This is a genomic window from Corynebacterium sp. DNF00584, from assembly GCF_001552965.1.
Classification (GTDB): domain Bacteria; phylum Actinomycetota; class Actinomycetes; order Mycobacteriales; family Mycobacteriaceae; genus Corynebacterium; species Corynebacterium phoceense.
Map to the genome: position 1 here is coordinate 18732 of NZ_KQ959753.1, position 11095 is coordinate 29826.

At 64.8% G+C, this 11095-nt stretch carries 10 protein-coding genes; 6 read left to right on the forward strand and 4 right to left on the reverse strand.

Annotated features, from left to right (window positions below):
- Positions 1 to 222: 222 nt before the first annotated feature.
- Positions 223 to 1521, forward strand: coding sequence for an ATP-dependent Clp protease ATP-binding subunit ClpX (gene clpX, locus HMPREF0307_RS07305; protein ID WP_066490499.1), 1299 nt, complete (start codon positions 223 to 225; stop codon positions 1519 to 1521).
- A 119-nt stretch (positions 1522 to 1640) separates the two neighbouring features.
- On the opposite strand, the gene HMPREF0307_RS07310 is transcribed toward clpX, so the two are convergent.
- Positions 1641 to 2393: a TetR/AcrR family transcriptional regulator gene (locus HMPREF0307_RS07310; RefSeq protein WP_066490503.1), complete on the reverse strand. Its 753-nt coding sequence runs from the start codon at positions 2391 to 2393 to the stop codon at positions 1641 to 1643.
- A gap of 218 nt (positions 2394 to 2611) precedes the next feature.
- Between HMPREF0307_RS07310 and HMPREF0307_RS07315 the strand changes: the two genes are divergently transcribed.
- Entirely contained in the window at positions 2612 to 3577 is a 966-nt protein-coding gene (locus HMPREF0307_RS07315) for a malate dehydrogenase (RefSeq protein WP_066490512.1), read from the forward strand.
- Here the strand turns inward: HMPREF0307_RS07315 and panC are convergent.
- Together panC and panB are read right to left on the reverse strand one after the other, a co-directional pair.
- Positions 3574 to 4368 (reverse strand): pantoate--beta-alanine ligase, encoded by a 795-nt coding sequence (panC, locus tag HMPREF0307_RS07320; protein ID WP_066490515.1) that lies wholly within the window; start codon positions 4366 to 4368, stop codon positions 3574 to 3576. The two genes, HMPREF0307_RS07315 and panC, sit on opposite strands and share 4 nt — an antisense overlap.
- Positions 4368 to 5177, reverse strand: a complete 810-nt coding sequence (gene panB / locus HMPREF0307_RS07325; protein ID WP_066490516.1) for a 3-methyl-2-oxobutanoate hydroxymethyltransferase — start codon at positions 5175 to 5177, stop codon at positions 4368 to 4370. Before panB ends, panC begins: the two co-directional genes overlap by 1 nt.
- A 94-nt stretch (positions 5178 to 5271) precedes the next feature.
- On the opposite strand from panB, the gene HMPREF0307_RS07330 reads away from it, so the two are divergent.
- Genes HMPREF0307_RS07330 through HMPREF0307_RS07345 form a run of 4 tightly spaced genes read left to right on the forward strand, consistent with a single transcriptional unit; the run spans position 5272 to position 10895 of the window.
- Complete coding sequence (locus tag HMPREF0307_RS07330; protein WP_066490518.1) at positions 5272 to 8001, forward strand: valine--tRNA ligase; 2730 nt, start codon at positions 5272 to 5274, stop codon at positions 7999 to 8001.
- Positions 8001 to 9545, forward strand: a complete 1545-nt coding sequence (locus HMPREF0307_RS07335) for a bifunctional folylpolyglutamate synthase/dihydrofolate synthase (RefSeq protein WP_066490520.1) — start codon at positions 8001 to 8003, stop codon at positions 9543 to 9545. The genes HMPREF0307_RS07330 and HMPREF0307_RS07335 overlap by 1 nt, the downstream gene beginning before the upstream one ends.
- Positions 9546 to 10385, forward strand: a complete 840-nt coding sequence (locus tag HMPREF0307_RS07340; RefSeq protein ID WP_066490523.1) for an ATP-grasp domain-containing protein — start codon at positions 9546 to 9548, stop codon at positions 10383 to 10385.
- 33 nt (positions 10386 to 10418) lie between these two features.
- The gene (locus HMPREF0307_RS07345) at positions 10419 to 10895 is read left to right on the forward strand and encodes a DUF4233 domain-containing protein (RefSeq protein WP_066490525.1); all 477 of its coding nucleotides are present in this window, start codon (positions 10419 to 10421) and stop codon (positions 10893 to 10895) included.
- Between the two features lie 3 nt (positions 10896 to 10898).
- On the opposite strand, the gene HMPREF0307_RS13165 is transcribed toward HMPREF0307_RS07345, so the two are convergent.
- A partial coding sequence (locus HMPREF0307_RS13165; protein ID WP_168162249.1) for a hypothetical protein occupies positions 10899 to 11095 on the reverse strand: 197 nt, incomplete at its 5' end.

Genomic DNA, 11095 nt, shown 5'->3' on the forward strand with positions numbered 1-11095 from the left:
CAGTTAATGTATTACCAAAGTCATTTTTCTGCCCCTGTGCAGGGTTGAAGGAAAGGTACTGTACCGCTTGGTCTATGTCTAGCGGACCGGCAATAATATTCATCTTCATGTGTCGCCGCGCGGGAAGAAATCGGGGCGGCGGCGCGTTGATTTACTAGAGTGGGAAGTTACGGCGCGCCCAGCGCGCGACTCCCTAGACGCAATCGAGACGGAAGGCCTGAATTGGCACGCATGCAAGAAAGCGCTGACCTGCTGAAATGCTCATTCTGTGGGAAGAGCCAGAAGCAAGTGAAGAAGCTTATCGCCGGCGGCGGCGTCTACATCTGCGATGAGTGCATTGAGCTGTGCAACGAGATCATCGAAGAGGAGCTGGGGAAGAACGCTGAGGCCGCGGAGGAGAAGGCGGAGACGCGCCTGCCGCGCCCCTCGGAGATTTCGGCGTTCCTCGACAAGTACGTCATTGGCCAGGATCGCGCCAAGCGCGCGCTGTCGGTGGCGGTCTACAACCATTACAAGCGCATGAAGTCGGACGAGGCCCAGGCTGCCGATGCCTCCCGTAGGCGCCACGCCGCACCCGAAGACGCTGTAGAAATCGCAAAATCCAACATCTTGATGCTCGGCCCGACCGGCTCCGGCAAGACCTACCTCGCGCAGACGCTCGCGCGCATGCTCGACGTCCCGTTCGCTATCGCCGATGCCACCTCGCTTACTGAGGCCGGCTATGTGGGCGAGGATGTGGAAAATATTCTGCTCAAGCTGTTGCAGGCCGCGGACTTCGACGTGGAGCGCGCGCAGCGCGGCATCATCTACGTTGACGAGATTGACAAGATCTCCCGCAAGTCGGAAAACCCGTCGATTACCCGCGACGTCTCCGGCGAAGGCGTGCAGCAGGCGCTTCTCAAGATCCTCGAGGGCACCGTCGCTGCTATCCCGCCGCAGGGCGGCCGCAAACACCCGAACCAGGAGTTCATCCAGCTCGATACCTCGAATATCCTGTTCATCGTCGCCGGTGCCTTCGCGGGTTTGGAGAAGGTCATCGCGGACCGCGTGGGCAAGAAGGGCGTGGGCTTCGGTGCGAAGCTGGACACCGCCGCCGAGCGCGAGCGCCACGACCTCTTCGACCAGGTGCGTCCGGAGGACCTCGTGAAGTTCGGCCTCATCCCCGAGTTCATTGGCCGCCTGCCCGTCGTCGCGACCGTGGACAACCTCGACACGGAGTCCCTCGTCCGCGTGCTCACCGAGCCGAAGAACTCGCTCGTGCGCCAGTACCAGGCTCTGTTCGAGATGGACGGTGCCGCCCTCGAGTTCGATAAGGACGCCCTCGAGGAAATCGCCGAGCTCGCCATGGAGCGCAAGACCGGCGCCCGCGGCCTGCGTGCCATCCTTGAGGAGCTGCTCGTGCCCATCATGTACGACCTCCCGGACCGCGAAGACATCTCCGGCGTGCGCATCACGGCCGCCACCGTCCGCGGCGAGGCCGAGCCCGAGTACCTCTACGCCCCGGCCGAACAGTCCGCCTAAAAGAATCCTCCCGCAGCCGTGCTGGCGCGGGAGGATTTTCGCAAGGAACGGGGCGAGTTGCTGCCGAAAATCGTCATGTGCGTTGAACTCTCGCGACGATTTTCGCAAGGAACGGGGGATTAGTCGTAAATGCCCGCACCCGAGTCGTAGACATCCGAGGGCACCTCGGACTCATCGTCTTCGACCTTGGCGGTGAGGTAGGACTCCTGACCGGTGTCCGGAATATTCGCCGTGAGGAACGCAAGGATGGCGTCGATAACCATGCGGCGCATGCCCTCCGTGTTGGTCTCGTTCGTCATGTCGAGGCCCAGCAGATTGATCATCATGTCTTTGTTCGTCGTGCGGTACATCGCGAGCGACGCGATGAGTACGAAGACGTCATTCGCGGAAATACCGGGGCGGAAAGCGCCGGCGTCCTGGCCCTTCATGAGCAGCTTATCCAGGTGGAGCGAGAGCTCGGAGAGGTCCGTGACCGCGGCGTTCTGCGTGGTCTCGAGGGACTGGATGACGGATTCCTGCGTGAGCAGGCGCACGGCCTCAGGGTGGGCGACGTACTGGTCGAAGATGGTGTCCACGAGCTTGCGCACGCCTTCGACGGGCACGGCGGAGTGGGGTTCCATGAGCGCCACGTTGGGTGCGAGCAACTCGGCGGCGTGGGCTAGTGCCTTTTGATACAGCCCCTGCTTATCGCCGAAGTGATAGTGGATCATGCGCTTGGACATGCCGGACGCGCGGGAAATGGTGTCGAGCTTTGTCTCGGCGAAACCCTTGCGGGAAAATTGCTCTGTAGCAATTTCGACGACTCGCTCGACGGCGACCTCGGCCGCGGTGGTGCCGGTTGTCTCGGTCGTAGCGTTGTCATCAGTAGCCATCGCTGTGGGTCTCCCTTTCTCAAATTTCTCTGCCTATCCATCGTGCCCGAAAAGCGCGGGCCGTGAAATTCAAATGTGGAAATCTACCCGAAATGGGTGAAAGGTGGAGCCCATTTGGGGGGTGCCCGGTTGGGGTTAGGTCACAGTGGTCGCATTTTCATGGGTGTGCAGGGAAACTAGACACTAAGAGCAAATTCAGTCGTGTGAAAGGAACTGTGATGACTTCTGCTCAGCGTGTGACGATTACGGGCGCGGCCGGCAATATCGGCTACGCCCTTGCTTTCCGTGTGGCTTCCGGCGAGGTCTTCGGCAAGGACGTGCCGGTCGACTTGGTGTTGCTGGAGATTGAGCCCGCGAAGCAGGCCGCGACCGGCGTGGCCATGGAGCTTGCCGATGCCGCCTTCCCGCTGCTCCAGTCCGTCACCGTCACCACCGACTTGGAGGAAGCATTCACCGGCACCACCGCCGCGTTCCTCGTCGGCTCCCGCCCGCGCACGAAGGGTATGGAGCGCGCTGACCTGCTCAGCGCCAACGGCGCCATCTTCGGCCCGCAGGGCAAGGCCATCAACGACTTCGCGGACCGCGACGTCAAGGTGCTCGTCGTGGGCAACCCGGCGAATACTAACGCGCTCATTGCCTCGAAGAACGCTCCGGATCTGGACCCACGCCAGTTCACCGCTCTCATGCGTCTCGACCACAACCGTGCACTGAGCCAGCTAGCCGAGAAGACCGGCAAGCGCACGACGGACTTCACGAAGGTCGCGGTCTGGGGCAACCACTCCGCTTCCCAGTTCCCGGATCTCACGTTCGCCGAGGCAAATGGCGAGAAGGTCGAGGTCGACCAGGCCTGGTACGCCGATGAGTTCATTCCGCGCGTGGCCAAGCGCGGTGCCGAGATCATCGAGGTCCGCGGTTCGTCGTCTGCTGCGTCGGCGGCCTCGGCGGCCATCGATCACATGCGCGACTGGTTCGCCGGCACCGAGGACTGGCGCACCGCCGCTGTTGTCTCGGACGGCAGCTACGGCGTGGACGAGGGACTCATCTGCGGCTTCCCGACCATTGCGCGCGACGGTAAGTGGGAGATCGTTCAGGGCCTCGAGCTCAGCGACTTCCAGAAGGAGCGCATCGAGGCCTCCGTCGCCGAGCTGCGCGCCGAGCGCGAGGCCGTGAAGGATCTCCTCTAGCTCAGCTCGAGGTTGTCAATGAGCCGGACCGGGCCGACCCACGCTGCACACAGCGCGAGGGCGGGGCGCTGGTCCGGCTCGACTGCGTTCAGGGTAAGCGGGTCGACGACGACGAGGTAGTCGAGCCTGTCGATCATCGCGCGGGCTTCGTCAAGCGTGGCGCCGTCGCGCAGCGCGAAGAGCGCCTGGGACAGCTGGAGGGCCTGCGGGCGCTCGTCGGGGGAGAGGCGCTGGTTGCGGCTGGACTCGGCGAGGCCGTCGGCGGCGCGGACGATGGGGACCGCCACGATGTCGACGGGCAGGTCGAGGTCGGCGACCATGCGGCGAATGATAGCGACCTGCTGTGCGTCTTTCTGGCCGAAGTAGGCGCGGTCCGGGCGCACGAGGTTGAACAGCTTGGTCACGACGGTGGCGACACCATCGAAGTGCCCGGGGCGCGTCACACCCTCGAGGGCCTCGCCCATGCGGCCGGTGCGTACCCAGATGGCCTGGCCGTTCGGGTACATCTCCTCCGGCGAGGGCGCGAAGACTGCGTCGACGCCGAGCGACTCGAGGAACGCGGCGTCCGCGTCGAGGTTACGCGGGTATTCGCGGTAATCCTCGCAGTCGCCGAGCTTGTCGAACTGCAGGGGATTGACGAAGACGGAGACAACCACGGTGTCGTTCTCTTCGCGTGCGCGGCGCACGAGTGAGGCGTGGCCGCCGTGGAGCGCGCCCATGGTGGGAACCAATCCGACCGAGCCAGTGCGTTGGAATGCGAATAGTTGAGCTTTAGTGGTGAGAATCTGCATTAGTCCTGAAAGCTTTCTGCCTCGGAGGGGAAGGAGCCGGAGTTGATGTCTGCGATGTAGGAGGAGACGGCCTCGGTGAGCGTGGCGCGCAGGTCTGCGTACGTGCGGGAGAAGCGCGGGGCGACGGTGGACAGTCCGGCCATGTCGGTCCATACGAGGATCTGGCCGTCGGTGTCGGCCCCGGCGCCGATGCCGATCGTTGGGATGTCGATGGTCTTCGTGACGCGCGCGGCAACGGGGGCCGGGACCATCTCGAGGACGACGGCGAAGGCGCCGGCGGTGGCGAGGGAGGAGGCATCGGCAAGCAAGCGGTCGGCTTGGTCCCCGCGGCCCTGGACGCGGAAGCCGCCCAAGGCGTGGACGGACTGGGGCGTGAACCCGATGTGCGCGCAGACAGGGATGCCTGCGGCGACCAACTTCTCGACGGTGGGGGCGAGCTCCGCGCCGCCCTCGAACTTCACGGCGTGCGCCCCGGTCTCCTTCATGACGCGGACGGCGGATGCGAGCGCCTGAGACGGCGAGGCCTCGTAGGAACCGAAGGGAAGATCGACGACGACGAAGGCGCGTTGTGTGGCGGCGACGACGGCCTTGGCCATGGTGATGGTTTCGTCGAGGGTAAGGGAGAGTGTGGTCTCGCGGCCGTAGACGACGTTCGCGGCGGAGTCACCGACGAGGAGGAGATCGATGCCAGCCTCGTCAAAAATGCCGGCGGTGAGGGCATCGTAGCTGGTCAAGCAGGAAAACTTGGTTCCTTGTGCATGCGCGTCGAGGAAGTGGCGCGTGCGCAGGCGGGTTACGTGTGAAGACATGGAAAGCAATGTAACGCCGGGCGCGCGCGGGCGGGGGAAAATGACGAAAAGGGGGTAAGAATTCGCCGTTGACGCACAGGGTAGACTTGGCCGGGTGACTGAGCGAAATGACAAGAATTTAGTTGGTACCAACCGCGCCGACGCGCTGCCCAAGTCCTGGGATCCGCAGTCGGTCGAATCTGACCTCTACGAAGGCTGGGTGAAGGCGGGCTACTTCACACCGTCGGCCGAGTCCGAGGCCGAGCCGTATTCCATCGTGTTGCCGCCGCCGAACGTCACCGGTCAGCTGCACATGGGCCACGCCTTGGACCACACGCTCATCGACTCGATTATCCGCCGCAAGCGCATGCAGGGCTTCGCTACGCTGTGGCTGCCGGGCGCGGACCACGCGGGTATCGCGACCCAGACCAAGGTCGAGGCCAAGCTTAAGGAGACCGAGGGCAAGTCCCGCTGGGACTACGACCGCGAGGAATTCATTGAGAAGGTCTGGGAGTGGAAGCGCGAGTACGGCGGAACTATTCAGAATCAGATGCGCGCCATCGGCGACTCCGTGGACTGGTCCCGCGAGCGCTTTACGCTTGATGATGGTCTCTCTCGCGCCGTCCAGACTATCTTCAAGCAGCTCTACGACGAAGGCCTGATCTATCAAGCCAACCGCCTGGTCAACTGGTCGCCGGTGCTCGAGACCGCCGTCTCCGACATCGAGGTCGTCTACAAAGACGTCGAGGGTGAGCTCGTTTCCATTCGCTACGGCTCCCTCAATGACGACGAGCCGCACCTCATCGTGGCCACGACCCGTGTGGAGACAATGCTCGGCGACGTCGCGATTGCCGTCCACCCGGACGACGAGCGCTACAAGGACCTCGTCGGCCAGGAGTTCCCGCACCCATTCCGCGACGACCTCACGCTCAAGGTCATCGCCGACGACTACGTGGACATGGAATTCGGCACCGGCGCCGTGAAGATCACCCCGGCCCACGACCCGAACGACTACCAGATGGGCCTGCGCCACAACCTGGACATGCCGAACATCATGGACACGACCGGCCATATCGCAAACACGGGCACCCAGTTCGATGGTTTGACCCGCGAAGAGGCCCGCGTGCAGATCCGCGAGGCGCTCGCCGAGCAGGGGCGCATTGTCAAGGAAATCCGCCCCTACGTCCACTCCGTGGGCCACTCGGAGCGTTCCGGCGAGCCCGTCGAGCCGCGCCTGTCCCTGCAGTGGTTCGTCGCCGTGGAGAAGCTCGCCAAGTACTCCGGCGACGCCGTCCGCGAGGGCGATACCGTCATCCACCCGACCTCCCTGGAGCCGCGTTACTTCGACTGGGTCGATGACATGCACGACTGGTGCATCTCGCGCCAGCTGTGGTGGGGCCACCGTATTCCGATCTGGTACGGCCCGGACGGCGATATCGTCTGCGTCGGCCCCGACGAGGAGCCGCCAGCTGGCTACGTCCAGGACCCCGACGTCCTCGACACCTGGTTCTCCTCGGCGTTGTGGCCCTTCTCCACGCTCGGCTGGCCGGAGAAGACCCCGGATCTGGAGAAGTTCTATCCCACGAACGTGCTCGTCACCGCGTACGACATCCTCTTCTTCTGGGTCGCTCGCATGATGATGTTCGGCACCTTCGCGGGGGCTCATACCCCGGAGCTCCTCGGCGAAGGCAAGGACGGCCGTCCGCAGATTCCGTTCCACGACATCTATCTGCACGGCCTCGTCCGCGACGAGCAGGGCCGCAAGATGTCCAAGTCGCTCGGCAACGGCATCGACCCCATGGACTGGGTCCGCGACTACGGCGCGGACGCCCTGCGCTTCACCCTCGCGCGCGGCGCCAACCCGGGCGTTGACCTGCCGCTGGGCCAGGACGCTGCCGCGGCCTCCCGCAACTTCGCCACGAAGCTCTTCAACGCCACGAAGTTCGCGCTCATGAACGGCGCGGGCGTGGGCGAGCTGCCCGCTCGCGACGCGCTCACGGATGCCGACCGCTGGATCCTCGACCGCGCCGAAGAGGTCCGCGTTCAGGTGGATAAGTACCTGGACGACTACCAGTTCGCCAAGGCCAACGAGCTGCTCTACCACTTCGCGTGGGACGAGCTGTGCGACTGGTACGTCGAGATTGCCAAGACGCAGATCCCGCGCGACTTCGATTCGGCAGAAACGTCAGACGCGGAGCGGCTGACCGGCCACAATACGCAGCTCGTTCTGGGCCGCGTCCTCGACGTGGTCCTGCGCCTGCTCCACCCGACCATGCCGTTTGTCACCGAGGTCCTGTGGAAGGCTCTCACCGGCGGCGAGACCATCGTCGTCGCCCCGTGGCCGACGCAGGAGGACACCAACGGTGGCGCCGAGAAGGACGAGGTTGCTGCGCGCCGCATCGCGGACGCGGACAAGCTCATCACCGAGCTGCGCCGCTTCCGCTCCGACCAAGGCGTCAAGCCTTCGCAGAAGGTCCCGGGCCGCCTCGATTTCGCCGCCTGCGATCTAGTGCCGCTCGAGGCTATGATCCGCAACCTCGCCAACACAACCGAGCCGGAAGACGGCTTCGCGCCGTCCGCGTCCATCGAGGTGCGCCTCACCCAGGCCACCGTCGAGGTCGCACTGGATACCTCCGGCACCGTCGACGTCGAGGCCGAGCGCAAGCGCCTGACCAAGGACCTGGGCAAGGCGGAGAAGGAACTTGAGCAGACCGGCAAGAAGCTCGCCAATGAGGCCTTCCTTTCCAAGGCTCCCGATACCGTCGTGGAGAAGATCCGCACCCGCCAGCAGGTTGCACAAGAAGAGGTCGAGCGCATTACCGCACGCCTGGAGGCACTCAAGTAGTGGCAGACAAGAAGGACAGCAAGGACGACGAGTTCGAGATCGTCGACGCACTTGCCGAGGGCACCGCGGACAGCCCGGTGGAGATCACCGACTCCGGGCTCACGCTCAACCTCGGCATGGGTTCCGAGGACGAGTACGAGGAGCCCGCGCCCGCGGAGGACACCCCTGAAGAGCTGGCTCAGCTGGCAGCACTCGAGGCGGAACTCAACGCGCGCCCGCGCGAGACGGATCCGAATCCCTCGCTCGACCGCGTGGAGATGCTCCTCGACATCTTGGGCAACCCGGAGAAGACTTTCCCGGCCATCCACATCGCCGGCACGAATGGAAAGACCTCAACCGCTCGTCTTACGGATTCGCTCCTGCGCGCCTTCCACCGCCGCACCGGCCTGTTCACCACGCCAGCACTGAGCAGGATGACCGAGTGCATCGTCATCGACGGCAATCCCATTTCCGCGCGCGACCTCGTACGCATCTGGGAGGAGATCGCCCCTTACGTGGCGATGGTCGACGACAAGTTCGCCGGGCAAGCCCCGATGAGCAAGTTCGAAGTCCTCGTGGCGCTGGCCTTCGCGGCCTTCGCGGACGCTCCCGTCGACGTCGCCGTCGTCGAGGTCGGCATGGGCGGCACCTGGGACGCCACGAACGTCATCAACGCGGACGTCTCCGTCATCACGCCCATCGGCATGGACCACATGAACTGGCTGGGGGAGACCCTCCCGGAGATCGCTGAGCAGAAGGCCGGTATTATTAAGCCGCGCCCGCACGACGAGGGCTTCGACGCCGGCCCGGACGAGAACATCGCGATCATCGGCGTGCAGGAGCCCGACGCCATGAAGGTCCTCCTCCAGCGCGCCGTAGACACTGACTCTGGTGTCGCGCGCGAGGGCTCCGAGTTCGCCGTCGCCGAGTCTGCTGTCGCCGTGGGCGGCCAGCAGCTCATTCTGCGCGGCCTGGGCGGCACCTACGAGGGCATCTTCATTCCGCTCTTCGGCGAGCACCAGGCCCACAACGCGGCCACTGCTCTCGCCGCTGTGGAGGCCTTCTTCGGCGCCCACACTGGCCACGCCCTCGACATTGCAAGTGTCCGCAACGGCTTCGCCCAAGCCACGGTCCCGGGCCGCTTTGAGCGCTTGCGTGCCAACCCGGCGGTCTTCGTTGACTCCGCGCATAACGCGCACGGCATGCGTTCGCTCGTCGCCGCGCTCGACCGCGACTTCGACTTCGCAGACGTCACCGCCGTCGTGTCCATCTTCGGTGACAAGGACGTCCTCGACATCTTGAAGACGCTCGAGCCCGCCGTCAATCGCGTGGTCATCACGCAGAATTCCAACCCCCGCGCGATGGAGATGGAGGAGCTCGCGGAACTCGCCGCCGACGTCTTCGGCGACGAGCGCGTCTACACCGCGCATACCATCCTCGACGCGGTGGACCAGGCTATCGAGCTCGCCGACGAAGACGGCGCCCAGGCCTTCGCGGGCAAGGGCATCATCATCACCGGCTCCGTCGCCACGGCCGGCGAGGCCCGCACCCTCCTGGGAGCGTAGATGGGCTGGCTCGTCCACAACGCGTGGCTCAACTGGCCGGTCTTTGACCGCCAGTTCGGCCTGCTTGAGGACGCCGCCCGCGCCCGCGGGCTCACGCTGGACCGCGTCACCAATGCCCATGCCCAGCTTGCCGATGCCCCCTCCTTCGCCCTGGCCTTCGACAAGGACGTCGCACTCCTCCGGCTCCTCGAGGCCCGGGGCACGCGCGTATTCAACTCCGCCGCGGCCGTCGAGACTTGCGATTCCAAGGCGCTCACGTACCCGGCCCTGCTCGCCGCAGGCGTGCCTCAGCCGGATACGTTGCTCGTGCCGCTGCGCTTTGCCCCGCAGACCGCCTGGGGCAAGTACGCCGACGCCGCCATCGACACTCTCGGGCTCCCGCTCGTGGCCAAGCGTGCCCGCAGCTCCTGGGGCGCGGGCGTGGAATTAGTCGAGTCCCGCGCCGGACTCCTGGACTTCCTGTGCGGCCTGGGCACGGAGGACGCCGTCCTCCAGCGCTTCATCGCCGCGGCCACGGGCACGGACGCGCGCCTCTACTTCGTGGGCGATGACCTCGTCGCTGCCATGATCCGCCGCAGCTCCGGTGACTTTCGTGCGAATATCGCAGCCGGCGGCACGGCCGAGGCCTTTGCTCCCGATGCCGCCACCATCGCGGCTGCGCGGGGCGCTATGGGCGCGACCGGCCTCGACTTCGGCGGCATCGACGTGCTCTTCGATGCCGACGGCGCGCCGCTTATCTGCGAGGTCAATTCCAACGCTCAATTCGTGGCGCTCACGGAGACCACCGGCGTCGACGTCGCAGGGGCAATTCTGGACCACGTCGCGGCCCGTATTAATTAGACTTGCCCTGCCGGTTTTGGCAAACTCACTTGCATGACTTCGCGCAACAACAACCGTGACGAACTGCGGGGCAAGCCCCGCGTCGAGTCAGAGGTAGGCCCGCTGGGCATGGGGCACGCCCCGGCCAAGGACCCGCTCAAGCAGTTCACTGGCATGGTGCTGGCCAACGGGCTCACCATGGAGGTCATCACGCTGGTCCTCGCCCTGCTGGCGTTGCGCATGCTCTACAACGGCGAGCTGTGGACGACCACCACTATCGCGCTGGTGGGCGCGTGGCTCGCGTTCCACGTCATCATGTTCGCTTTCATTAAGAAGCCGTGGGCGCTCGCCGTCATCTTCGCCGGCCAAATCGTGGGCGCTGCGATGGGCATCTTCATCCACTGGTCTGTGCTCGCCGTTGCCATCATCTTTGCGATGCTATGGGGACTGGCGTTGTATCTGCGCTCCATCATTGTCGAGCGCATGCGCCGCGGTTACCTCACGACGCAACACCTCGACGCTCCGAATTAATCGCTAGAAGGGGAGCTTCGGCAGCTTGAGACCGGGGATCATGCCGTGGATAACGGCGTAGCCGACGCTGCCTAGAGCCGCGAGGAGCGTAAGGATCGGCACGATCCAGGCCACCGTCGCCGAGGCACTCATCGACTCCGGCTTGCTTGACTTCTCCGACTCGGGCTTTTCCGGCTTCGGGTTTTCAGGTTTGGGCTTGT

What these genes read in the sequence shown, in the direction of transcription:
- HMPREF0307_RS07310 (WP_066490503.1), bottom strand. Translation starts at nt 2,393, where the DNA reads ATGGCTACTGATGACAACGCTACGACCGAGACAACCGGCACCACCGCG.
- HMPREF0307_RS07315 (WP_066490512.1), top strand. Translation starts at nt 2,612, where the DNA reads ATGACTTCTGCTCAGCGTGTGACGATTACGGGCGCGGCCGGCAATATC.
- panC (WP_066490515.1), bottom strand. Translation starts at nt 4,368, where the DNA reads ATGCAGATTCTCACCACTAAAGCTCAACTATTCGCATTCCAACGCACT.
- panB (WP_066490516.1), bottom strand. Translation starts at nt 5,177, where the DNA reads ATGTCTTCACACGTAACCCGCCTGCGCACGCGCCACTTCCTCGACGCG.
- HMPREF0307_RS07340 (WP_066490523.1), top strand. Translation starts at nt 9,546, where the DNA reads ATGGGCTGGCTCGTCCACAACGCGTGGCTCAACTGGCCGGTCTTTGAC.
- HMPREF0307_RS07345 (WP_066490525.1), top strand. Translation starts at nt 10,419, where the DNA reads ATGACTTCGCGCAACAACAACCGTGACGAACTGCGGGGCAAGCCCCGC.